Origin of the sequence: Planctomonas sp. JC2975, from assembly GCF_012985205.1 — a bacterium.
In the GTDB taxonomy this organism is placed as follows: Bacteria; Actinomycetota; Actinomycetes; order Actinomycetales; family Microbacteriaceae; genus Humibacter.
Genome location: NZ_JABEKS010000001.1, coordinates 1,458,959 through 1,482,823 on the forward strand (window position 1 = coordinate 1,458,959; position 23,865 = coordinate 1,482,823).

The 23,865-nt window shown below is 66.9% G+C and carries 22 protein-coding genes and 1 tRNA gene; 14 read left to right on the forward strand and 9 right to left on the reverse strand.

The genetic code is table 11. From position 1 onward, the window contains the following. Positions 1–92 precede the first annotated feature (92 nt). The gene (locus tag HII28_RS06735; RefSeq protein ID WP_170024693.1) at positions 93–1,055 is read left to right on the forward strand and encodes a D-2-hydroxyacid dehydrogenase family protein; all 963 of its coding nucleotides are present in this window, start codon (positions 93–95) and stop codon (positions 1,053–1,055) included. Here the strand turns inward: HII28_RS06735 and HII28_RS06740 are convergent. Continuing rightward, entirely contained in the window at positions 1,052–1,915 is an 864-nt protein-coding gene (locus tag HII28_RS06740; protein ID WP_170024694.1) for a helix-turn-helix domain-containing protein, read from the reverse strand. The two genes, HII28_RS06735 and HII28_RS06740, sit on opposite strands and share 4 nt — an antisense overlap. 85 nt (positions 1,916–2,000) lie before the next feature. On the opposite strand from HII28_RS06740, the gene HII28_RS06745 reads away from it, so the two are divergent. Then, the gene (locus HII28_RS06745; protein ID WP_170024695.1) at positions 2,001–2,780 is read left to right on the forward strand and encodes an SDR family oxidoreductase; all 780 of its coding nucleotides are present in this window, start codon (positions 2,001–2,003) and stop codon (positions 2,778–2,780) included. A 133-nt stretch (positions 2,781–2,913) separates the two neighbouring features. Here HII28_RS06745 and HII28_RS06750 read toward each other — a convergent pair whose 3' ends face one another. Together HII28_RS06750 and HII28_RS06755 are read right to left on the reverse strand one after the other, a co-directional pair. Then, complete coding sequence (locus HII28_RS06750; protein WP_170024696.1) at positions 2,914–4,227, reverse strand: serine/threonine-protein kinase; 1,314 nt, start codon at positions 4,225–4,227, stop codon at positions 2,914–2,916. 86 nt (positions 4,228–4,313) lie between these two features. After that, the gene (locus tag HII28_RS06755) at positions 4,314–5,249 is read right to left on the reverse strand and encodes a trypsin-like peptidase domain-containing protein (RefSeq protein WP_346769220.1); all 936 of its coding nucleotides are present in this window, start codon (positions 5,247–5,249) and stop codon (positions 4,314–4,316) included. Positions 5,250–5,471: 222 nt separating this feature from the next. On the opposite strand from HII28_RS06755, the gene HII28_RS06760 reads away from it, so the two are divergent. From HII28_RS06760 to HII28_RS06775, 4 genes are all read left to right on the forward strand, one after another. Continuing rightward, entirely contained in the window at positions 5,472–7,388 is a 1,917-nt protein-coding gene (locus tag HII28_RS06760; protein WP_170024697.1) for a beta-galactosidase, read from the forward strand. A gap of 89 nt (positions 7,389–7,477) precedes the next feature. Next, positions 7,478–7,552 (forward strand) — tRNA-Arg (locus tag HII28_RS06765). Positions 7,553–7,936: 384 nt separating this feature from the next. Further along, entirely contained in the window at positions 7,937–8,527 is a 591-nt protein-coding gene (gene sigK / locus HII28_RS06770; protein ID WP_170024698.1) for an ECF RNA polymerase sigma factor SigK, read from the forward strand. Next, entirely contained in the window at positions 8,524–9,288 is a 765-nt protein-coding gene (locus tag HII28_RS06775; protein ID WP_170024699.1) for an anti-sigma factor, read from the forward strand. Before sigK ends, HII28_RS06775 begins: the two co-directional genes overlap by 4 nt. Before the next feature lie 18 nt (positions 9,289–9,306). Here the strand turns inward: HII28_RS06775 and HII28_RS06780 are convergent, their stop codons facing one another. Next, positions 9,307–11,016, reverse strand: a complete 1,710-nt coding sequence (locus tag HII28_RS06780; protein ID WP_346769221.1) for a cytochrome c biogenesis protein DipZ — start codon at positions 11,014–11,016, stop codon at positions 9,307–9,309. A gap of 177 nt (positions 11,017–11,193) precedes the next feature. On the opposite strand from HII28_RS06780, the gene HII28_RS06785 reads away from it, so the two are divergent. The 4 genes from HII28_RS06785 (at position 11,194) to HII28_RS06800 (ending at position 13,567) form a co-directional block, all read left to right on the forward strand. Further along, positions 11,194–11,850, forward strand: a complete 657-nt coding sequence (locus HII28_RS06785) for a fasciclin domain-containing protein (protein ID WP_170024700.1) — start codon at positions 11,194–11,196, stop codon at positions 11,848–11,850. A gap of 99 nt (positions 11,851–11,949) precedes the next feature. After that, complete coding sequence (locus tag HII28_RS06790; protein ID WP_170024701.1) at positions 11,950–12,363, forward strand: DUF4383 domain-containing protein; 414 nt, start codon at positions 11,950–11,952, stop codon at positions 12,361–12,363. Between the two features lie 2 nt (positions 12,364–12,365). Further along, positions 12,366–12,878, forward strand: coding sequence for a hypothetical protein (locus HII28_RS06795; RefSeq protein ID WP_170024702.1), 513 nt, complete (start codon positions 12,366–12,368; stop codon positions 12,876–12,878). Between the two features lie 143 nt (positions 12,879–13,021). Further along, a complete protein-coding gene (locus tag HII28_RS06800; RefSeq protein ID WP_170024703.1) occupies positions 13,022–13,567 on the forward strand; it encodes an ATP-binding protein in 546 nt (181 codons plus the stop codon). Between the two features lie 223 nt (positions 13,568–13,790). On the opposite strand, the gene HII28_RS06805 is transcribed toward HII28_RS06800, so the two are convergent. Beyond that, entirely contained in the window at positions 13,791–15,812 is a 2,022-nt protein-coding gene (locus HII28_RS06805; protein WP_170024704.1) for an acyltransferase family protein, read from the reverse strand. A 439-nt stretch (positions 15,813–16,251) separates the two neighbouring features. On the opposite strand from HII28_RS06805, the gene HII28_RS06810 reads away from it, so the two are divergent. From HII28_RS06810 to HII28_RS06825, 4 genes are all read left to right on the forward strand, one after another. Then, positions 16,252–16,494 carry a hypothetical protein gene (locus HII28_RS06810; protein ID WP_170024705.1) on the forward strand — a complete coding sequence of 81 codons (243 nt, stop codon included), beginning with the start codon at positions 16,252–16,254 and terminating at the stop codon, positions 16,492–16,494. Continuing rightward, positions 16,491–17,474, forward strand: a complete 984-nt coding sequence (locus HII28_RS06815; RefSeq protein ID WP_170024706.1) for an aldo/keto reductase — start codon at positions 16,491–16,493, stop codon at positions 17,472–17,474. The genes HII28_RS06810 and HII28_RS06815 overlap by 4 nt, the downstream gene beginning before the upstream one ends. 661 nt (positions 17,475–18,135) lie before the next feature. After that, positions 18,136–19,020: a PhzF family phenazine biosynthesis protein gene (locus HII28_RS06820; RefSeq protein ID WP_170024707.1), complete on the forward strand. Its 885-nt coding sequence runs from the start codon at positions 18,136–18,138 to the stop codon at positions 19,018–19,020. A 168-nt stretch (positions 19,021–19,188) separates the two neighbouring features. Then, on the forward strand, positions 19,189–19,545 hold the full coding sequence (locus HII28_RS06825) for a hypothetical protein (protein ID WP_170024708.1): 357 nt from the start codon (positions 19,189–19,191) through the stop codon (positions 19,543–19,545). 212 nt (positions 19,546–19,757) lie between these two features. Here the strand turns inward: HII28_RS06825 and HII28_RS06830 are convergent, their stop codons facing one another. From HII28_RS06830 to HII28_RS06845, 4 genes are read right to left on the reverse strand one after another with little or no spacing between them, the layout of a single operon-like run. After that, positions 19,758–20,432: a response regulator transcription factor gene (locus HII28_RS06830; protein WP_170024709.1), complete on the reverse strand. Its 675-nt coding sequence runs from the start codon at positions 20,430–20,432 to the stop codon at positions 19,758–19,760. Further along, positions 20,429–21,718 (reverse strand): histidine kinase, encoded by a 1,290-nt coding sequence (locus HII28_RS20655; RefSeq protein WP_170024710.1) that lies wholly within the window; start codon positions 21,716–21,718, stop codon positions 20,429–20,431. Before HII28_RS20655 ends, HII28_RS06830 begins: the two co-directional genes overlap by 4 nt. Positions 21,719–21,727: 9 nt before the next feature. Further along, positions 21,728–22,519 carry an ABC transporter permease gene (locus HII28_RS06840; protein WP_170024711.1) on the reverse strand — a complete coding sequence of 264 codons (792 nt, stop codon included), beginning with the start codon at positions 22,517–22,519 and terminating at the stop codon, positions 21,728–21,730. Further along, on the reverse strand, positions 22,516–23,475 hold the full coding sequence (locus HII28_RS06845) for an ABC transporter ATP-binding protein (protein ID WP_170024712.1): 960 nt from the start codon (positions 23,473–23,475) through the stop codon (positions 22,516–22,518). The genes HII28_RS06840 and HII28_RS06845 overlap by 4 nt, the downstream gene beginning before the upstream one ends. Positions 23,476–23,865 lie beyond the last annotated feature (390 nt).

Consider the following 23,865-nt stretch of genomic DNA (forward strand, 5'->3'; position numbering starts at 1 on the left):
CATGCGATGGTGCTCAGCAGTCCTCGTGCGCGGCGTCCTGCCACCCGCCATACGATCGAGAAGACGTCGGGAACTCTCGGGAAGGAATGCGCATGCGCCGCCTCACGATCCTCGACGACTACCAGGGCGTGGCGCTGACCAGCGCCGACTGGTCGTCGGTCGCCGCATGCTTCGACGTCGATGTCGTGCGAGACCACGTCGACGGCGACGAACTGGTCGCCCGTCTGGCCGGCGCCGAGGTCGTCGTCGCGATGCGCGAGCGCACGCCTTTCCCCGCTGCACTCTTCGAGCGGATGCCCGTCCTCCGGCTGCTCGTCACGACCGGCATGAAGAACGCCTCCATCGACCTCACCGCGGCGGCCGAGCACGGTGTCGTCGTGACAGGTACCCGCAGCGCGGGCAACCCGGTCCCTGAGCTCACGATCGGCATGATGATCGCACTGACCCGCCACTTCGTCGAGGAGGATGCCGCCGTTCGCGCGGGCGGGTGGCAGCACACCATAGGTCCTGGTCTCGGCGGCCTCACGCTCGGCGTCCTCGGACTCGGACGGCTCGGCGGCCCGGTCGCCGATGCGGCGAACGTGCTCGGCATGCACGTGATCGCGTGGGACCGCTCGATCACCCCTGAGCGGGCGGATGCGCACGGCGCACGCGTCGTCGACAGAGACGGGCTGTTCCGCGAGTCGGACATCATCACCATCCACCTGCCGCTCACCGACAGCAGCCGGGGGCTCGTCGGATCCCGCGAACTCGCGCTGATGAGACCGTCCGCGTACCTGATCAACACCTCACGCGGTCCGATCGTCGACGAGGATGCGCTGGTCTCCGCGCTTCAGGGCGACCGCCTTGCGGGTGCCGCGCTCGACGTGTTCGACGTCGAGCCGCTGCCTGTCGGACATCCGCTGCGCAGCGCGCCCCGCACTCTGCTGCTTCCGCACATCGGCTACGTCACAACAGAGCAGTACGAACGCTTCTACACCGACGCCGCCGAGGACGTCCTCGCGTGGGACGACGGTGCACCGGTGCGCACGCTCGCCACGACGTCGGCGCCCTAGGCGCCTTCCGGTGTCGGATAGCGGTCACGCGATCCGGGTCCGAGCACGGCGAGAAGTGCCAGGGCTTCAGCGTCGTGGGATCCCTGCGGCGCCGTGTACAGCACCAGGTGCTGATCCTGGTCGGCGATCGCGAGCGAGTCGCAGTCCACCGTCACCGAGCCGACGGACGGATGCTCGAAGGTCTTCGTCATCCGCGGCGCGCCCTGCACGTCGCGGCGTTCCCAGAGGTCGGCGAACTGCTCGCTCCCGCGGCGCAGCTCCTCCACGAGCGAGGCGATGTCCGGATCGTCCGGATACCGCGCCACCGTCGCGCGGAGTTCCATCACGACGTGCACTCGGAACTCGGCGATGTCCGACACGCGGAAGTCCGGCCGTCCGGGCGCGGCAGGGAGGAACGCCCAGCGGGCGAGGCTCCTCTCCTGCGGATCCAGTTCGGAGAAGTCCACCATGAGCGACGCGGCGAGGTCGTTCCAGGCGAGCACCTCGAAGGCGGCGGACGTCACGATCGCGGCCGTGGCCGGCATCCGCTCGATCAGCGCGAGAATGCTCGGACGCACGTCGCGACGATGCCGCAGGGAGTCGGTCCTGACCGCCCCCGCGAGCACGTGCAGATGATCGTTCTCCGCCTCCGTGAGCCGGAGCGCCCGCGCGATGCCACCGAGGACCTCGCCGGACGGCCACGGGGCTCGCCCCTGCTCCAGGCGTACGTAGTACTCCGTCGAGATGTGGGCGAGAACGGCGACCTCCTCACGGCGGAGTCCAGGCGTGCGGCGTCTGGACGAAGACGCCAGTCCCGCATCCTCAGGCAGCAGCCGTTCGCGACGGCTTCGGAGGAACATCCCCAGTTCGCGCTTGTCCACGACTCCAGTGTGCGCGGCTCGCCGCCGCTCATCCTGGTACCGGCTGTGCCTGCCTCCGGAATCCTCGAGCGCCGACGCTCGAATCATGACGAATGACATCGACGATCGGATCGGCCTGCTGCACGGCAAGGTCGTGTTCATCACGGGAGCCAGCCGAGGCATCGGCGCGGCTGCGGCACGCCTGTTCGCCAGGGAGGGAGCGAAGGTCGTGCTCGCCTCCCGTGGCCTGAGCGCTCTCGAGGAGGTGGTCGCAGGCATCCGCGACGCGGGAGGAACAGCGGATGCCGTGGCCTGCAACCTCGCAGACAAGAACAGCATCCGTGCAGCGATCGACCGCGTACGCGAACTGCACGGGCGCCTCGACGGCGCGTTCAACAACGGCGCGGCGATCCAGCACCCCGGACCCATGGATGAGACGAGCGAGGAGGATCTGGACGAGCAGTTCGCCGTCAACTTCCGCGGACACTGGCAGGCGATGGTCCTCGAGGCCGCACTGATGCGAGAGGGTGGCGGCGGGGCGATCGTGAACACCTCGAGCATCGGGAGCCGCCGCGCGAATCCCGCCCTGCCCGCGTATGCGGCGATGAAGCGCGCGCTGAACAGCATCACGGAGACCGCTGCCGTGACGTGGGGCCACGATGGCATCCGGGTGAACGGGCTGACGCCGGGCGGCACGGCCACCGAGATGATCGACGCGTGGGAGGCGGCCACTCCCGGTGTAGTCGCCCGGATCACGGCGAGTATTCCGCGCGGACGGATGGCGACGCCTGAGGAGGTCGCCGAGGCCGCGTGCTGGTTGCTGAGCGACCGCGCATCCGCCGTCACGGGTGCCATCGTGCCGGTCGACGGCGGTGCAGGGGCGTGACCCGAGGCCGCTCGACTCGGGTGATATGAGGCCGCTCCCCCTGCCCGGTTCGGCCCACCGGCTAGCTTCGCTTCAGCGGGGTCGGACGAACGGTGTCCGGCACCGCCCTGCTGCGGCGCGGGCCTCGAAGACGTCAGTCGTCGCCTTGTTCGTCGCCGCTCTTGTTCTTTCCCTTGCCGTTGCCGTTGCCGTTTCCCTTGCCGTGGTCCTCGGACTTGTCGTGTCCTCGGGCCGGCGTCGGTGTCGGGGTCTCGTGCACCGTGATCACGACGGTCGGAATGGTGGTCGGCCTCGGAGACTGCGACGACACGTTCGCCGCGGACCATGCGACGGCCGTCGCCGTGATGCCGAGAGCAATGGTGATCGCCCCGAGCAGCAGTGCGATGCGCCGCCTCCGCGGCCGTTCGGCGTCGCCGGTCCGACTCACCGGTCGACGCTCGGCGGTGACGTCGTCGCCACCGGAACCGGATGCCATGCGCTGCGTCGTCGCGTCCGCGTCGGCGGGCAGGCGCAGCGTCGGCGCCGTGCTCAGCGGATCGGGAGTCAGCGACGGGGGACCGAATGATGCGGCGCCGAACGCGACGGTCGGGGAGTCGTCTGCGATGGGCGGCTCCCCCTGCGCGCGCAACGCATCGACGGATGCAACGACCTGCGCCGCCGTCGGACGTGCGGCGGCATCCCGCGATGTCATCGACGCCAGGAGCTGCCGCCATCCGTCGGACAGCCCGATCGGCCACACCGGATCCCGCACGAGCCGGGCGACGCTCGCTTCGACGGCCGGGCCCGGGTACTCGCGGCGCCCGGTCAGGCACTCCAGCGTCACGAGACCGAGGGAATAGACATCCGTGGCCGATCCCACCTCTGCGGCCGAGACCTGCTCGGGGCTGAGGTAGGCGGCGGTTCCGAGCACCAGGCCGGCGGTGGTGAGCTGCTCGGACCCGCTGAGTCGCGCGATCCCGAAGTCGACGAGCTTGACGGCACCACCGGCATCCTCGATCAGAATGTTCTCCGGCTTGACGTCGCGATGCACGATGCCCCTGCCGTGCAGGTAGTCGAGCGCGCCGCCCAGCTCACCGGCCACCCGCACCGCCAGGTCGGGGTCGGGACCGAGCCGCTCGATGCGCCGGCGCAAAGACTCGCCCTCGATCAGCTCCATGACGAGGAACGCCGGCCGGCGGTCGTCGGCATGCGCTGGCCACTCCGCGTCGAACAGCGTCACCAGGTGCGGATGACTCGCCCCTGCCAGCACACGCGCCTCGCGCAGCCGACGCTCGCCGTCCGTGGAGATGGCCCCGTCCGGACTGAAGACCTTGACGGCGACCGGACGCTCGAGCTTCTCGTCCCACGCACGATAGACGGTCGACATCCCGCCGCGGCCGAGCGCATCCGCCAGCCGGTATCGCCCTGCCAACAGGACCGACGCGGATGCCGGGTCGGGTTCAGACATCGGTCACCTCCCGATCAGTCCCCCACCTTACGGGGTGCGACGCGAGGCGTTCCGGCGGAGCGAGCGCACGACACGCTTCGCTGTACTCACGGAACCCTGAGCTCCTCCGGCTCCACCACGACGTCGACGAGGGCACCGTTGCGCCACACGGTCATCTCCATGCGTCGGCCGATGGCCGCCGCGACCATGGCGCGCTGCACGCCGGTCGGATCCAGGACCGGTACGTGATCGAGGGAGATCACGATGTCGCCCTCCCGTGCACCGGCCAATGCCGCTGGGCTCCCCTCGACGACGGACATCACCTGCATGCCGGCGGCGGATCCCACCTTCGCCGCGGCCGGCGGGCTGAGTCGCACGCGCGCCCCGGCGATGCCCAGCCAGGCGCGGCGAACCCGGCCCGTCGTGCGGAGCGAGTCCACGATCGCCCTAGTGCTCTCATTGATCGGCACGGCCAGTCCCACGCCGACGCCGGCGACGGCCGTATTGACGCCCACCATCCGAGCTGAACTGTCCGCCAGCACGCCGCCGCTGTTGCCGGGGTTGAGCGCCGCATCCGTCTGGATCACCTCGTCGATGACGCGTCCCGATCGCGTCGGCAGCGACCGGCCGAGACCCGAGACGATTCCCGCGGTGACGCTGCCCGCGAGTCCAAGCGGATTGCCGAGCGCCACCACCAGCTGCCCCACCTGGAGCTTCGCGGCGTCCCCGAGGAGCACCGGCGGCGGAGTGGGACCGTCGGCTCGCAGCACGGCGAGGTCGGACAGTGGATCCGCACCAACGACCTCGGCCGCCACCGTCGTGCCGTCCGAGAACGACAGCTGAACGTCCAGCGCGCCCTCCACGACGTGGGCGCTGGTGAGCAGTTCACCGTCCTCGCTGATCACGGACGCGCTGCCCGCCCCGCCACCGCGCCTGGTGCGCACTTCCACCGCCGCGACGGACGGCAGCACCACGCGCGTGACGTGCATGATGCTGGCGGAATAGGCATCAAGCGCTTCGGAATCCGGATCGGTCTCGTTCACGGCATCAGTCTGCGCCGCCGGTCTCAGGTGGTGTCGGAGTTCGCCGATGGCGCACTCCGGTGGCGAGGACCGCAGGGTCGCGGCGGACGGGCAGTCGCGATCCGGGCGATTTTCGACCCCACCGCACGACGGGCTAACGTGCTGGAAGATCGCGGCGACGCCGCGTGTGCGAACCACAGCGCCGCGGCCTCTCACGCGGTGCGGAAGGACAGGTGCTGCGGCGTGATCGGATACGGCGGCGACTACTACCCGGAGCAATGGTCCGAAGAGGTCTGGGCGGAGGACGTGCGGCTCATGCTGGAGGCCGGCGTGAACCTCGTCAGCCTCGGGGTGTTCGCGTGGTCCCGCATCCAGTCGGACGAGGGCGAGTGGGACTTCGCCTGGCTCGACCGCATCCTCGACCTGCTCGGCGAGGCGGGCATCGGCGTGAACCTGGCGACGGCGACCGCCTCGATTCCGCAGTGGGCGGTGCGGCGCTACCCCGACATCGTTCCCGTCACTGCTGACGGCGTTCCGCTCGGACCAGGCAGCCGGCAGCACTACTCCCCGACGAGCCCGGACTACCGCCGCCTTGCCGCCCGGCTCGTCGAGCGGATCGGTACTCGCTACGCCGCGCACCCCGCCGTGCGGATGTGGCACGTGAACAACGAGTACGCCTGCCACGTGCACGCCGACTACTCGGATCACGCCGCAGTCGCGTTCCGCGCGTGGCTGGAGCGCCGCTACGGCGATGTGGACACTCTGAACCGCACATGGGGCACCACGTTCTGGTCGCAGCGTTACGGATCCTTCGACGAGATCCAGCCGCCGCGGCGCGCGCCGTACTCCCTGAATCCGGGAGGATTGCTCGACTTCCGGCGGTTCACCTCGGACAGCATCCTCGAGCTGTACATGATGGAACGCGACATCCTGCGTGCTGCCGGCGCGACGCAGCCGATCACGACGAACTTCATGGGCGCGTTCGAACCCCTCGACTACTGGCGCTGGGCGCAGGAGGTCGACGTCATCGCCGACGACAGCTACCCCGACCCCGCGGATCCCGCTTCGTTCCGCGCAGCCGCGTTCACACGCGACCTGATGCGCTCGCTCAAGCCGGGCACTCCGTGGATCCTCATGGAGCAGGCTGCGAACGCCGTGAACTGGCGTCAGGCGAACGCCTTCAAGGCTCCTGGGCAGATGGCCGCGCTCAGCGACCAGGCCCTGGCGAGGGGCGCCGGCTCCATCATGTTCTTCCAGTGGCGGCAGTCCGTTCGCGGATCCGAGAAGTTCCACTCCGCCATGCTTCCCCACGCCGGAACGGCCACACGCACCTGGAGCGAGGTCGTCGAGTACGGCTCGTCGCTGCGCGAACGGGATGTCGACCTCCCGCCCGCAGCGCGCGTTGCGATCGTCGTCGACTGGGAGAACTGGTGGGCACTCGACCAGCCGGATCACCCAGCAACGATCGATTACCTCGCCGAGATCCAGGCCTGGTACTCGGCACTCCACGCCGGGCACGTCTTCGCGGACATCGTCCGCGCCGACCACGACCTCGCCGGATACGACCTCGTGATCGCCCCGGCGCTGTACCTCCTCACCGAGGCGGGCGCCGCATCGCTGAGGTCCTTCGTCGCCCGCGGCGGCACGCTCGTTACCACCGCGTTCACGGATGTCGTCGACGAGCAGGACGCCTTCCGTCCCGGCGGATTCGCCGTGCAGCTGCGCGAGGTCTTCGGCGGATACCCGGTGGACTTCGAGGGTCTCCCGGCCGACGGCGACGCAGCCTCGGCCACGCGTGGCATCCGCGAGGAGTTCGTCGTGACCACCGGATCCGAGGTCACGGATCCAGCTGTCACGAGCGTGCTCGGTGGCCGCGCCGTACTCGTGCGGAACCCCTACGGCGACGGCCTGTCGCTGCACGTGACGACGTTGACGGATCAGGCCGGAGCGGCATGCGTCCTCGACGTCGCACTCGCCTCAGCCGGAGTCTCCGCACCGATCGACGGCTTGCCGAATGCCGTGGAGGCCGTGCCGACGACCGACGGCGTCGTGCTCATCAACCAGCAGCCGGATGCCGTCACCGTGCAACTACCTGGACGCACCACAACGCTCGGGGGCTTCGCCGTCGAGCGCGTGAGTCTCGGGGCGGCCGATCGCTGAACCCGGCCGGCGTGCCCATCTCTGTTTCCTCGACAGCGTCAGCGTCGCGTCACGACCGGATCGTCGAGCCCGCTAAACTTGACGGGCCAGCCTCTGTAGCTCAATGGAAGAGCAGTTCCGTCCTAAGGAAACGGTTGGGGGTTCGAGTCCCTCCAGGGGCACCATTCAGTTCTTGGCTCTGACCAGGACTTTATTTCTTCTCCTGCCCGTCTGAGTCGTTCCATATGCTGTTTCTTTGGCATATGGGCACGGCGCCGGCAGGCGACTTTCGGTACGTCGCGCGCAGCACCGAGCAGGGTGCCGGAGGCCGAGGGGCATAAGCGCAGCGTCTCGTGCGGGCGCGCCGCGCATCTCGGCCGACCATATCGAGGTCAAGGCGTGCGGGTGGACCTGCTTCTGCATGCGTCCGTCGCCGGGAGATCCTGGCTTGACGGCCGTACGACGCATTCGAATCCGCGAACTGTGCCACCGCACAGATTGGCTGGATCGTGCGGTGGCGCCCGTTACGACCTCCGGCAGGATGCTTCACTTGCTGTAATGCTGGTGGTGTGCCAGTAGAGCCGATTGACGTGTGGACGGACGGTGCCGCCGAGTCAGCGGAAGTTGTCGATCGTCTTCTGGTGCGCGTTGCTGCTGGGGATCAGGCGGCGTTCGGTGAGCTGTATGACGTGGCGGCTGCCCGGGTTTTCGGCGTTGTGCTTCGTTTGGTGATCGACCGGTCGCAGGCGGAAGAGGTGGCGCAGGAGGTTTTCCTCGAGATCTGGCAATCCGCGGGGGCGTTCGATCCGAATAGAGGACGAGCGATCGGGTGGATCATGACTGTTGCGAAGCGGCGGGCTATTGACCGGATCCGCTCCGCGCAGGCCGCGCGGGACCGCGACCTGCGGGTGGGTCTTGCCGATTATCACGTGACGGATGACGTGGCGGATGTGGCGGAGACTCTGGTCGAGAGTGAACGTGTGGCCGGCGCGATGGAGCGGCTGCCGGAGGCTCAGCGTCAGGCCATTGGGCTCGCCTATGACGGTGGTCTTACCCATACGGAGATCGCCGGGTTGTTGGGTGTGCCCGTCGGCACAGTGAAGACACGGCTACGCGATGGGATGATTCGGCTCAGACGCGAACTGGGGGTGAGAGCATGAGCGACGAGCGCGAGGACGACACCGTGCATGACGCTGCCCGCCTCCTGGCTGCCGGTCATGCCCTGGGATCGTTGTCGCCCGAGGAACGCGAATCCTACGAGCGACTCCTGCGGAGTTCGCCTGATGCTCGCAGTGAGGCTTCTGATTTCGCCGAGGTCGCTGCGGCCCTGAAGGCTTCGCCGCCCAAGGCGGACCCGCCGGCTGATCTGAAGGCGCGTCTGATGGCACAGATTGCGGTGACCCCGCAGACCCCTCGAACGGCACCACCGGATGACTCGCCTGCGGTAACGGAAGCGGAACGAAAGGCCCAGCGGCGTTGGTACAGCCGCCCGTCTGTTGTGGTGGCTGCTGCGGCTGCGGCTGTTGTTCTCTTCGCGGGCGGGACGGTGGTGGGCTTCGCGGTCGCCCAGCATTCGCAGTCCACTGTGCAGGCGGATACGCTCGCGTCGATCACTTCGGCGCCGGATGCTCAGCGGGCCACTGCTGGCGTGACCGGTGGGGGAACGGCAACCCTGGTGTGGGCGCCATCCGTGGGTAAGTCGGCGATGATCGTCGACGGTGTGGGGACGGCGCCTGCCGGTAAGACCTACCAACTCTGGTACATCAGGGACGGCCATGCGACTTCGGCCGGACTCATGTCCGGCGGGTGGCAGGTTCTTCAGGGGACTCTGCAGTCCGGTGACGTCGTCGGTGTGACAGTAGAGCCCGCCGGAGGGTCGAAACAGCCCACGACGAAGCCCGTCGTCACGATCGCGAGCTGAGCACCTGGCGAATACGGATCATCCGAACGCGAACGAGTACACCTTCACACCAGGGCCCACTGTCGCTTCGAGCGTCCCCGTCACGGTCGACGCCGCCGTGTGCGCGAGATACTCACGGGGGACGCCCGACACAAGGATGGTTCTCACGCTGCCGCCATCGTGCACGGTGACCGTGCCGTGTCCTCCGAGAACCATCTGCACGCGTGAGGCGGTGTAGGCGAGCCGGATTCCCGCTTCAGCGTCCGCCGGCTGCGCATCCTGAGTGCCGAGCATCCATGCACCGATCAGGGCGAAGGTGTTCGCCGGCTGGTTCTTCGGGAAACTGAACTCAGTCGTCTTGGCCGAATAGGGCTGGGGTCCGCTGTAGTTCACCTGCTTGGTGGTGCCGATGTATGTCTCCTGTGTCAGGGCGTGGGTGGGGGTGGTGTCGCGTGTCTCCGTTGCCGGTGGGAGGTGCAAGCCTGGGTGAGCATCGGTGAGCAGCGTGCGGATCATGCCCTCGGTGTCGGCATAGTTGCCCTCCCCGAACTGCACATTGCGGACCGTGCCTTTCGCGTCGATCAGGTAGTGGGCCGGCCAGTAGCGGTTGCGGTAGTTCGTCCAGGTGGACAGGTTGTTGTCGATCGCCACCGGATAGGTGATGCCCAGTTGCCGTGCACCGGACTCGACGTTGCCGACGACCTTCTCGAATGCGTATTCGGGTGAGTGGACGCCGATCACTTGCAAGCCGTCCTTCGCGTAAGTCTTGTTCCAGGCGACGACGTGCGGAACCGAGCGCTGACAGTTGATACAGGAATAGGCCCAGAAGTCCACGAGCACGATCTTGCCGTGCAAACTCTTCAGGTTCACAGGCTTGTCCCCTGGTGTGTTGAACCATTGCTGGATCCCGGTGATATCGGGGGCAGTTCCGCAGGATTCGAGCTGGCTGGCGTCATTGCGACACTTGGAGAGGTCCTTGTTCTGGCTGTTCACCAGGCCACCGAGATCCAATGCCTTCGAGACCTGCTTGGACCCGGACAGTCCGTTCTGCAGTCCGGCTGTGTAGTCCGGTACGAGCGTCTGCAGCACCTGTGGGAGGTTGAAGGCAAGGCCGACCGCAAGACTGATCATGAGGATGCCGCCGGTCATGCGGATGCCCTTTTGATGTTTCCGGAACGACCGCACACGGTTGGCGACGCCCCGACCGGCTAGGGCGAAGATCAGCAGCGGCACCGCCGCGCCGACGGCGAACGACACGGTCAACGCGATTGTCTCCGACCCGATGTGTCCGGTTGATCCCGCGACGGTGATCGCAGCGAGCACAGGTCCCGCACACGGCACGTACACCGCACCGAGAGCGATGCCGAGGATGAAGCCGCCACGGTTCATGCCCACGTTGCGCTGAGGGATCCATGCGAACGGTTTCTCCAGCAGCGCTTCGAACCGAGGAACGATGAGGCCGATCCCGATCAGGACGAGGACGACGATGCCCGCATAGCGCAGCACGTCCTGTGGAAGGTGCAGCACCGCCAGGAGCAGCGATCCGAGGAGGGTGAACACGCTGAAGCTGGTGATCAGGCCCAGGATCACCAGGTAGGGGCGCCACCTCGATACCTGTTGGTCGGTGGCACCGGTGGCGGATTGCACACCGCCGGAGAAGAAGATCACCGGCAGTACCGGGAGGATGCACGGTGAGATACCGGTGATCAGTCCACCGAGAAGGCCGATCAGAGCAAGGGTTGCGTACACGCGGAACTCCTTCTTCTCCGCCACGGGGCGGTCGAGGTGTATTCGGTGCGCGCAGCTGAACGGTTTGATTCCGGTCGGGTGCGAAGAAGATCCAAACCGTCTAGCCGACGGCTCCGAAGTCAGTGGTGGAGGCCGAAATCACGGCCACGCATGCACGACAGACGAAGGAGACTCGCCATGCTCACCAGGAAGCGCACCACCATCACCGCGGCCGCGGTCACGGCGCTCGCGGTGCTCACCCTCGCCGGATGCTCCGGAAGTGGGAACAGCGGCCAGAAGAGCAGCTCCATGAAGGACAGCAAGCCCAGCGCAACGGCAACCGCGAACCCGGCAGCCGACCTGGTTGGGCCCGGCTGTGCTGCCTACGCCAAGCAGGTGCCTAGCGGCGCCGGGTCGATCAAGGGCATGTCTCAGGATCCCGTCGCGGTCGCAGCCTCGAACAATCCCATGCTGACCACGCTGGTCAAGGCGGTTTCGGGCAAGTTGAACCCGGATGTCAATCTCATCGACACGCTCGACGGCGGCCAGTTCACCGTGTTCGCACCCGTCGACACCGCATTTGCGAAGCTCGACCCCGCGACCGTTGCAACTCTCGGGACTCCTGGGGGCGCAGACACGTTGAAGACTGTGCTGACTTACCACGTCGTCCCGGGACAGATCGCCCCTGACGCCATCGACGGGACACACACGACAGTGGAAGGCCAAGACCTCACCGTGACCGGCAGCGGCGACGCCATGAAGGTCAACGACGCGAACGTCGTCTGTGGTGGGGTGCACACGGCGAACGCGACGGTTTATCTCATCGACGCGGTACTGATGCCTCCGACGAAGTAGTCCCTGCGACCATCCAACTCTTCACAATCCGTACGCAGCGCGTCTCCGAATGCCAGGAGAACGGTGAGAGACGTGCCGCTTGTTCAAGGAGGAACCATCATGAAGTCATCCCCCAACCGCATCCTCGCGACGATCTTCGGCGCGGTCTACCTACTCGTCGGCGTCCTCGGCTTCTTCGTGACCTCCGGGGTCGGGTTCGTGTCCGCCCAGGGCGGACTGCTCCTGGGCATCTTCGAAGTGAACCCGCTGCACAACGTGGCGCACCTGTTGATCGGCGCCGCCCTGCTGATCACCGGACTGATTTCCGTTCCCGCCGCCAAGGCCATGAACATCATCATCGGTGCCGCATACCTGCTGCTGGGCATCGTCGGATTCTTCATCGTCAACACCGCGGCAAATGTGCTGGCGCTGAACACGCCCGACCACTTCCTGCACCTCGCCAGTGCGATCGTGTTGCTCGCGGTCGGGCTCAGCATGGACAAGGTGACGGACCGCCGAACGGTCAACGCCTGAAAATGGTCACCCTCATACGCACCTGGCCGGCGCTGTGTGCTCTCGGCGCCGGCCTCGTGCACCTCGCTGTCGCGTCCTCGTTCACGCCGTGGATCGTCGCCGTCGTGATCGTCCTCGGGCTTGCGGAACTCGGCTGGGCAGTCACCGCCTTAGCATTGCAGCGCCCTCCAGCACCTCGTCTGACACTTGCGATCACGCTGTCACCGACGGCAGCTGTCGGCCTCTGGGCTCTGATCTCCGTCTCCGCTCAGCACGATGAAATGACGATGCGGATGCCGATGACCGCCACAGGTGGCATGGTGCTGCCCCTTGGAGCGGCAGCCATCCTCGACCTGGTTGTCGCCCTCGCCTGCGCCTCGGCCCTTCGCCACGTTCCGCGCTCTGAATCAGCGCCACGGATCAGTAAGTCACTGGCGGGCATCGTGCTCGGGGCAGCCCTCGTCACGGGAGTCACCGTCCCCGCACTGGCAGCGACCAACGCCGGCCAACACGCGAACACGCATATGCACATGTGAGCGCTTCCGCCCCGGACATCGCTCCGGCACGGAAGCGAGGTCTCGCAATTCCACACCATGATTCCGACACGGCAGACCCGAGATCACGCGGCCCGCTGCATCATCGACAAGCGTGTACTGCGCTGGTCAGTAGGTTGGGGCGCATGAGTGATGCTGCGACGTTGGTTGTGATGTGCGGTCTTTCGTTCTCGGGAAAGAGCACACTGGCCAAGCAACTCGAGTCGGAACTCGGCGCAACCGTCGTCAGCCTGGATGCGATCAATGCAGAACGCGGATTGCACGGCGGCCAGGGCATCTCGATTGATCAATGGGAGAAGACGCACGAAATCGCGCGCGAACGCGTGAGGGCCCTATTGCGTACTGGGCGTCATGCCATCGTCGATGACACCGGGACGCCGCGGTTCATCCGAGACCGATGGCGAGAGATCGCCGATCGTGAGCATGCCGGCTTCAGGATCGTGTGGGTCACCATCGACGAAGAACTTCAGCGTTCGCGGATTATCGCTAACCGTGGCTCGAACGAACGTCACGACGTCACGGATCAGGTCATGGCTGAGCACCTAGCGACGTTCGATGCGCCGATGACCGAGAGTGCGATCATGGTCGACGCTCGCGGCGTACTCGATCCATCCAGTGTGCAACGCGTCGCGCACGAGGTCAGGTTGGTGGGGACGTCAACCCGCACGTGAGCGTATCCGCCTCCGTACATCTGGTGGCGAATCGCCGCGATGGCATCTCTAGTGGTGTTCGTGCTGGCATCGTCCTTGGGTACCGTCCCGATCAACATGGGCGTCAACGACTGGGATCCGACAGACCGGACGGCGGACTGGAAGCGAGTCGTGGTGCGATGGGAGCGCATCGACGTGCTCCGCTCCAGCGCAGCTCTACCGCCCTCGGCTGCGTCGATGGGTGCTAGTCGGCCTGCCCTGGACGGGCAGCCAGTAACGGGCCAAGTCGATGTTCCAAGGCCGGTGTCAATCTGGCGCTGTACGTGGCGGTGATGTGGTGGGAGTCCCGATACATGAGGACGTTTCCTGAGATGACCGGGCACTGGCGCGTTGTGCAGAAGTATTCGGTCATGTCGATGAGTGGGACTCCAGCGCGCTTCGCGGCCACGCTCTCTGCCACGCGTCCCGGGGTATTCAGCGCGACGGCGGCAGGTCGTGCGCACGCGTCGGCGGACCGGAGGTTCGCGGAGAGGCAGACGGTCGGGCTCACGCGGAGGTCCGGCGTGTCGGCGATCACGGCAACCTGGGTGACGTCTTTCAGTTGATCGAGGCTGGACTCGAGGCCGCGCTGCCATTGCGTCGACTCATGAGACTTGTCCTGAAAATCAGGGTTCGTGTAATTCGACATGACGACCATCGCGGGTGGATCGTCTCGTAGTTGGTGAATGACGCTGGCGCGCCACGCGTCGCAGGAGCTGTATGGGGCGCTTGCCCAGCTGATTTCCACGTCGACCGATGGGCACGCACTCTTCGTCTCTGTCACGAGTTGAAAGCCGTTGTCGGCTGCGATTCTCTCCAAGGCCGGATACCACGCTGCGGCGTGCGAATCGCCGAAAAGAACAATGCGTGGTGCGTGTTCCGGACCGGTACTGCACGGATGCGGGGTCGAGGGCGTGTAACCGACTTCGCAGCCCTGGGCGTAGATCGCGGGATTGTCAGTCGATGAGGCAGCCAAGCTCGGAGTCAGATTGGAGGGCACGAACCCGGAGGTAATCGGTGGGGCAGTCGGTGCAGACGCCGCGATGGCTCTGCCACTGTCGAGGGGAACCAGAATGGTGGCGACGATCGCAAGAGCTGCAACCGAGGCCACGGTCGCTGTCGCCGCCGCGGCCAGTCCCAGGCTCCGACGCGGGCGCCCGCGGATGAGCCACGCAGGGTGACGCGCGGGGACTTCAACGAAGCGATACAGAAGCCACGCGATAGGGACGGCGGATGCTGCGATGAGCGAGCCGGCCCACAGCGGCAGCGGCGTGTAATAGCCGACGATGGCCTGTGCCAGAACCAGCATCGGCCAGTGCACGAGGTACAGCGAATAGGAAATGGCACCGATGAACTGAAAGGGGCGACGCGACAGCACGAAGCTGGAATTCCAGCGGGATTCCGAGGCGCCTCCCACGATGGCAAGCGCAGTCGCGATCACCGGCAGGGCTGCGAGGTAACCGGGGAAGGTCGTTTGCTCGTTCAAGACAACGCACGACGTCACGATCCCGACCAGCCCCAGCCAGGAGGCGATCGCTGCGCTACGGGATCTCTGCCGAGGCTGCCATCGTCGCAAGACGAGGGCGGCAAGTGCGCCGATGCCGAGTTCCCATGCGCGAGTCCATAGTGAGAAGAAGGCCCACGGCTGGGCGTGGAACGTCTCTACAACGCACACGACGAAACTGACGGCGACCAGCACACCGACTGTCAGCGTCGCGACGCCGCGGAACCGACGGGCGAAAAATACGGCAGCGAGAATCGGCGGCCAGAGGACGTAGAACTGCTCTTCCACGCCGAGGGACCAGTAGTGCTGAAAGAGTGACGGTGCGCTGCTCGCGTTCAGGTAGTCGGTGCCGCGTATCGCCAGAGCGAAATTGGGCACGTACAGTGCTGTCGCGATGGCATCCCGCAGCATCTGCACACGCAATAGCGGCGGAATCCAGATGACCGCCCCGATCACGGAGAGCACCAGCACGGCGAACGAGGCAGGGAGAATCCGGCGGGCTCGTCTGGAGTAGAAACCGGTGAAATCGATGCGGCCCTTCTCGTCGAGTTCCCGGAGAAGCAGCGAAGTGATCAGGAAGCCGGAGATCACGAAGAACACATCGACGCCGACATACCCTCCCGGCAGGAACGGCAGCCCGGCATGATTCGCGACGACGGCACCGACCGCGATGGCACGCAACCCCTGAATGTCGGGCCGGAAGTAGTTACGCGTCACCTGCATGGGAGGACTCAAGTTAGTGCCCTCAGATGAACAGCGAGCCAACCCCGTAGGCGAGAACCGGCCGGTTCGATGCCAGTGCTCGACCGCAACCCGAACAGATATGAGGACTGGCGCTCTCAATGCGTTCGGGGGGTCGCTTTCAGCCACGTGACGCTGCGTCTCGACACAGGTCTCCGAATCTCGTCCGGTGATTCGGCGGATTCGCCCATTCACCAATACAGACCGGTCCTCGGGCCAGGCTCGTGACCTACTACTTCGGAGTCGTGTGTTCGTCGTCGATTGCTGCGGTGTTCGGCCCTTCGAACCAGACCTGGACGCCCGAAGGTGTTCGAACGACGAGCATCCGGGTACGGAAGCGCTCACCTCCCAACTCATCAGAGACCTCGCACGGATCTCGGACGGCGGCGGCGAGTTCCAGCGGCTGATCGAGAGTGAAACGGTGGACTGGTTCCCACACCTCGCCCTCGAAGGCAGACACGCCACCTACCTCGAGTTCCCGCGCGGAACACACGGCCACCCCGCCGACCTCGACGTAGCGGTCGTCGTCGTCGACACCTCCGACTGGCGCACATCACTGGAACGCATCCGCATTACCGGCGGCCAAGGCACCATCAACGTCAACAGCTGGGCGCCGGACGCACGCCGGTTCGCCTACGTGTCCTACCCTGGGGTCGACGCATGAACACCATCCCCACGCCATCCTCACCCACTTGGCTGCGCCCACTCGGATCGACCGGGATCAGCGTCTCGGCCGTGATTGCAGGCGGCGGACCGATCGGCGGACAGCCGGAGTTGTTCGGATACGATGTGCCGGAGCGCCAGGGCATTGACCTCGTCCGGGACATACTGGCCAGCCCGATTCGTGTCATCGACACGTCTAACGGTTACTCCGTCGGCAAGAGCGAACAGCGCATCGGCACCGCTCTGCGCGAGATGGGAGGGCTGCCGGCCGACCACCTCATCGTCACCAAAGTCGACGCGCGCGGAGACGACTACTCCGCCACACGAATCCGGGACTCCATTCGAGAGAGTCAAGACCGTCTCGGTTTGGACACTTTCCCTCTGGTGCATCTTCATGATCCTGAGGGTCATCCCGGCTCCGGACTGGACTCACCGGGTGGCGCGATCGAAGCGCTGGTATCGCTTCGCGACGAGGGTGTGATCGGCCATCTGGGAGTGGCGGGCGGCCATATTCCCACCATGCATCGCATGCTCGACACCGGGGTCTTCGAGGTCATCCTCACCCATTCCCGACTCACCCTGCTCGACCGTTCCGCCGATGACCTTGTCGACCGCGCAGTCGACCTCGGCCTTGGAGTCATGAATGCGGCCGTCCTCGGAGGAGGCCTTCTCGGCTCCCGCAGCGCAAAACCGTTCTACGGATACCGGCCACCGGCACAAGAGATCTTGGACTCCGCCGCTGCATTGCACGACCTCGCCGATGAATATGGCATCGCACTGGCCAACGCCGCCGTGCAGCACTCGCTGTCGGATCAACGCGTCACCGCGACAGTCGTCGGCTTCTCGAAGTCCGCACGGATCCCGCAACTTCTCGAAGGCCTCGAAACCCGGATCCCCGATCAATTCTGGAACCAGGCCGCACACCTTCTCCCGCCTTCCAAGCTTTGGCTCGACCCGCCCATCACACATCATCAGGTGTGAAGCTGATACAGCGGCACTCGCTCTTCAGACCACAAGGTCGCGGCATACGAAACAACCGACCGAGGGTCTTCCGCGAGTGCCACGACCTCGTCCTCGAGGCCTGGATGCGGGATACCGGCACCAGCCCCGATACGCGTTGCCGCAGGTCTCCGACGAGGCAGACGGAGCACCCGATCCAGCGTTGCTGCGGCCGATGTGAGCCGACCGATGTCACCGAATGACCGGCATTCGGCGCTGCACTCAGATTGTGGACGCCCCAGTTCTGGGAGTGGCGGTCCGGGCATTGGTACAGCGAGCCTGGCAGGGTGCCGGACTGTTGGGGAGTGCTCGTCGTCGCGGGTGCGGCACTCGCGTTCGGGATCGCGATTGGTGCCCTTGTCACCTACATGAGGCTTCGCCGACTGAACCGTTGACGGCACACCGCTGGGGCACCACGCCTCTTGTCGATGCCTTCGACTCCATTTCGGCCCCGCCACCGGTGGGTATGGTTCTACGCACGTCTGGCACCACGTCGAAAGAACGGTCGGAAAGGTTTTCAGCATCGTCGCTCGCGCCTTCCAAGGGGCAGGACGGATTGTCGGACCCAGCGTCATCGCGTTGCCCTCCTGACTCCGGGCGACATACGCGGTCTGCTGGCCAACCGCCGTCGTAGCGTTGCGGCATGCGCTTCGCCTACGTGGATGTGTTCGCGGCACGACCGCTTTCGGGCAATCCCGTCGTCGTCGTCGACGGCGCTGCCGGGCATCCGGATGCCGTGCTGCAGTCCCTCGCGCGCGAGTTCAATCAGTCGGAGACCGCGTTCGTGCTGCCAGCGGACGTCACACGTGACGGACAGGCCGACTGGAGGCTGCGCTCCTTCACACCGACCGGCGCCGAAGTGTTCGGTGCCGGGCACAACGCGCTCGGCGCCGCCGTCTGGCTGGCCGCATCCGAACGCCTCGAGCCAGGACGCGCATCCTTCATCCAGGCGATCGGAGGCGAGAACTACACAGTGACGGTCACCGAAGTCACCCCGGAGCAGGCTCATGTTGCGATCCGTCAGGCACCGCCGACACGACTCGCGACGTTCCGCGACCGCGACGCGCTCGCGCTCGCGCTTGGGGTCGCGTCCGACGCCGTGCTCGTCGAACTCGTGCCCGAGGTCGTCTCCACTGGGGCGGCGCACCTCCTCGTGCCGCTGCGCACCCGTGCCGACGTCGATGCGGCACGACCCGACCCAGGAGCGCTGTCCCGGCTGCTGTCGTCCATCGGGGCGGAGGGGTGCGCCGTGTTCAGCCTGGATCCCGCCGAGCAGGGTGCTGCCGCCCACGTGCGGTTCTTCAACCCGGCCATGGGTATTGCGGAGGATCCCGCAACCGGAACGGCCGCCGGTCCACTCGCCGTCAAGCTGCTGCGCGACGGGCTCGTGTCGCCCGCACGCACAGTGGTGATCGCGCAGGGACACCGCGTAGGACGGCCCAGTCTGCTCTCGGTCGACGTGGATGGCGACCATGTGACGCTGCACGGCGACGGAATCGTGGTCGCCAGAGGCGATCTTCTCATCTGACGCAAGGTGAATTCGCCGGCCCCACACCCACGGGCCCGCCGTGAACGCTGCGGTCCGCGCGTCCTGACCCCGGCGGCGTGGTTGTCCCGGGCTCTGAGGGGGCGCTGGACCGCAAGCCTGAGGACACGCACACCATACGAGCAATCCGTCGGAGCATCCGCCCAAGCGATGGCTGACTTCGAGGAGACCGCCAACGGCGACCCCGGAAAGGTCGCCCAGCTCGTTATCCGAGTCGCCGAGCTCGACAATCCACCACTGCGAATCCTTGCAGGCAGCGACGCATACACATACGGCCGCGAAGCATGGACAAAGCGACTCGAGACCGACACAGCCTGGGAGTCCCTCAGCTGCAGCATCGACGCCTACGACAGTGGCAACGGTTGGGAAAGGCAGCGCGGCGCCAGCCTCCGCGACCTCACCGAAGCGCAGCTCGACGCCGTCGCCGCCGAACTCAACGATCGACCCCGGAAACGGTTAGAGTTCCAAACCCCGAACGAAGTACTCGAGAACACCCTGTTGCGATGACCGCCAGAATCCGCCCATCCGCATACGTACATCCTCCGGATCAGCGAATCCACCCCATCCGAACCCGATCTCGGCGACTGTTCCGCGACCGACATGAATGGTGGCGGTCTTACGCCACACAATCACCGTGGAGCGAGGACGTTCCTCCCCTGGTTTCTGGTCACTCGAACCCGACGAGCTCGGACTTCGTCCTACTCGTCAGCGGTGTCCGACTAGATCACGAGACCTGATTCATATGCGAACACGACGAGCTGCGCGCGGTCGCGTGCCCCGAGCTTGATGAGGGCGTGGGACACGTGGGTCTTGACCGTCGTGGGGCTGATCACGAGTCGATCGGCGATGTCGTCGTTGCCCAGCCCCCTGGCGACGAGTCCGACGATCTCGCGCTCCCGGTCCGTGAGCTGGGCGAGCGGACGCGCTTCTCCAGCCCGCGGGTGGCCGGCATCGGCAGGGGGCGGAGTGGCGACGAACGAGGCGATGAGCGACCGTGTAGCGCTGGGGGCGAGGAGGGAGTCGCCCGCGGCGACGACGTGGACGGCGCGGCGCAGCTCGGCTGCGTCGAGATCCTTGAGCAGGAAGCCGCTGGCCCCGGCGCGAAGCGCGGCGAAGACGTTCGCGTCCACGTCGTATGTGGTCACGACGAGCACGCGCGAGTGCTCCAATACGGGGTCGGCGGTGATCTCCTCGGTGGCGCGGATGCCGTCCACGCCGGGCATCCGCACATCCATCACGATCACGTTCGGCAGTAGTGCCCGGGCCTGCATCAGCGCTGTCGCGCCGTCGGAAGCCTCGCCAACGACCGCGATCTCAGGGTCGCGTTCCAGGATGGCGCGGAATCCCTCGCGCACGATCGCCTGATCGTCGACCAGAAGCACGGTGATGCTCACGCGACCCCTTCCGGTGCTCCGGTGAGCGGGAGCTCGGCGTGCACGACGAATCCTCCCGCCGCGCGTGCTCCGGCCGTGGCGCTGCCCCCGACGGCGGCGGCGCGTTCATGCATGCCCCGGAGCCCGTACCCTCCCGTAGGCGAGGTGGAGGACGCAACGGTGCCGCCGCCCGGGTCGTCGATCGGTCCGGTGTCGGCAGTGCCGGTCGAGGCTGTGCCGCTGTGGGACGTACCGTCGTCCACGACATCGATGACGAGCCGATCGGTGACCGACCGCACGTCGATGTCGATCCGAGTCCCGTCGGAATGCTTCACGACGTTCGTGACGGCCTCCTGCACGATGCGGTAAGCGGTCAAAGCCGTCACCGGCGAGACGCGCTCGGGATCGGCGCCGAGACGGAATCCCACGTCGAGGCCGGCATCCCGCGCTCCGGCGACGAGGTCGTCGAGCTGGCTGAGTCCCGGCTGCGGGGAGCGCGACGGCTCCTCCTCGCCGCGCAGGTATTCGACGGCGCGACGGACCTCGGGGCTGGCCTGTCTCGTCAAGGTGCGGATGCGCTCGACGGACTCACGGGCGCGCTGCGGCTCACCGGCATCGAACGCGTCCAGTGCGGCGGCGCTCTGCACCGTCACGGCCGAGATCGTGTGCGCCAGAACGTCGTGCACCTCGCGAGCGATCCGCAGCCGGTCCGCCGCGATGCGCTCGTTCGCCTCTGCCTCGCTCTCCAGGCGCGCCATGGCGACCTCGCGCGCGTTGTTGCGGCGCAGCTGCCGCGCAGCGACGCCGAAGGCGATGAGGCACAGCATCCCCATCGCGGGGCCGGTGAGCGCGTACGACGCGGGCGGTGTCGCATTCGGCGGAAGCGACTGCACCGCCTGCCAGGCAGGCACGAACAGCACCGCGATCACGATCCACCACAGCGACGACGCGAGCTCCGCAAGTGTGAAGAGCGCGATGAACAGCGCCATCGCAGGGGCCGCGCCCGGGTATCCGACGAAGTGGTACACCGCCACGAGGAGGAAGACCATGAGCGCGGTGGCGAAGGGCCGGTCGCGGCGCAGGAGCAGCACCGCGCTCGCGGCGAGGCCGATGAGGTACGCACCGGCGGGGAACGCGACGGGGGGCTGCGCCGCCGTCAGTTCAGCCCAGACGCCGATCGTCGTGAGCACGGCGACGACGAGGGCGATCGAGCCGTCGACCACCCGGCGCATCCGCGTCGCACGTGCTGACGTGGAGCCGGCGGCGTCCACCCTGCCAGCGGATGCCGTGCCCGAGACGGCGTTCACGCGGCCAGCCTATTCCGCGGTCGCGGCGGCGAGCACTGCCCTGCGCTTTCGTCGGGGACGCGGCCTCAGCGACGGTGCGCGATAGGCGAGGAGGGCGAGGCATCCGAAGACGAGGGTCCATCCGAAGAGATTCGCGACCGAGGCGAGTGTCGGCACCGATCCCCCGGCGATGTCCCAGCCGAGCTTCGCAAGGTTGTACGTGGGCAGCCAGACGGCAGCATCCTTCATCCCGGCGGGCAGGATGTCGGGCGGCACCCACAGCCCGCCGAGTGCGGAGAGCGCCATGTAGAGCCCGTAGCTCAGCGGATATGCGGCATCCGCTCCGACGGCGAAGCCGATGGCGATGCCGAGCATGGCGAACGCGGCGCTGCCGACCCACATCGCGGCCACCAGCGACACCCACTGACCGGCGCTCAGTGACACGCCCTTGACGATCGCTGCCGTGAGGCACACGAGCACGATGGCGGGAAGCGCCGTGAGCACGCTGGCGACGATCTTCGCGCCGATCACCGAGGATGCCCGCAACGGCATGGCCCTCACCTGGGTCAGCCAGCCGATCTGGCGCTCTTCCGAGATGCGCGGACCCGTCGTGGAGAGCACGGCCCAGATCGCTCCGTAGGCGGCCATCGCGACCATGATCTCGACGGTGCCCGGCAGCTCGCCCGGCCGGGTGGGACCCCCGCCGAAGAGGGTGGCGAACAGCAGGTAGAAGCCGATGGGGGCGAGAACGGCGAGCGCGAGGTACTTCGGATCGCGCAGCATCCGCACGGTCTCCAGGCGAAGGATGGCAGTGGTCTTCATGATCGCTCCTGATGAGTCGTCGATGCGGTGGATCCGGTGGCCGCTGCGGCCCCGGTCAGTCGGAGGTAGCTGTCGTCGAGGTCGGGCGGCGTCACTTCCAGGCCATGCCACGGGAGTCCGGACCCCACGAGTCGGCGCACCAGCTCGTCCGAGTCGGCCGTGGTCACCTCGAGCCGGTCGCCGCGCCGCGCCGTAGACAGCACGAGTTCACGGTCGCCGAGCACATCGATGGCATCGCCTGTATCCGCGTCGGGCTCATTGTCGAGGAGGTACCGGACGCGCGAGACCCCGGCATCCGACCGCACCTCGTGCGGGGTTCCGTCCGCGACGACCCGCCCGGCGGCCAGCATGACGACGCGGTCGGCGTTGCCCTCCACCTCGTCGAGGTAGTGCGTGGAGAACAGCACGGTGCGTCCGGTGCCGGCGTACGCGCGGATGGCAGCCCAGAACGCGTTGCGCCCCTCGACGTCGAGCGCCCGAGTCGGCTCGTCGAGCACAAGGACCTCGGGACGGCCGACCACCGCAAGAGAGAACCTCACGCGCTGCGCCTGTCCACCGGAGAGCCTGTCGACGCGGCGCTTGGCGATCTCGGAGACGCCGGCCATGGCCAGAGCCTCATCCGCGGGGAACGGTTCCGCGTAGAGTGCGGCCGCCAGCCTGACGAGCTCGCCCACCCTGATGCCCGGCATGAGCCCGGCATCCTGCAGCATGACGGCGATGCGACCGGACGCGACGGCCTCCGTTGCGGACAGCCCGGCGACCGCCACGGTGCCCGTGTCGGGTCGTACAAGGCCCACCATCATTCCGACGAGCGTGGATTTGCCCGCGCCGTTGGGTCCGAGCAGGGCGACGGTGCTCCCGCGCTCGACCGTCAGGTCGACGCCGCGGACGGCGTACGTCGCCCCGTACGATTTCGTGACGCCGCCCAGGTGCAGGGCAGCGGATGTCGTTTCCATGCCACGATCGTGCCGCCAGCGGGGAGGACGCCGAATCGTCCTGACGGAGCGACCTGCGCGGCACGACCACTCCGTTCGGAGTACGCGGCCGCCAACACGACCGCTTTCCGGGGAGCGTGAAGGGCTGTGTCGCGCAGGAGGACCGAGGTCGACTCTGCGGACGCCCGACGGCACCAGCGAGGTCCTCCCGGCTCGCATGGTGCTCCACGGCGTGTTTCGAGCCCACTCGGTGGAGAGTTCGGCCGGTGCAGTCACCGTGTTCCAAGTGGCCGCTGCTGGCGTGGTTGTTCACCTTTCGTCAACCACGGCCGGATACTCTCCGTGATCAGTTGTCCAGTGCGCTGGGCTTCCGCCGACCCACGGAGTTACTGTGATCGATCGCCGTCCGGG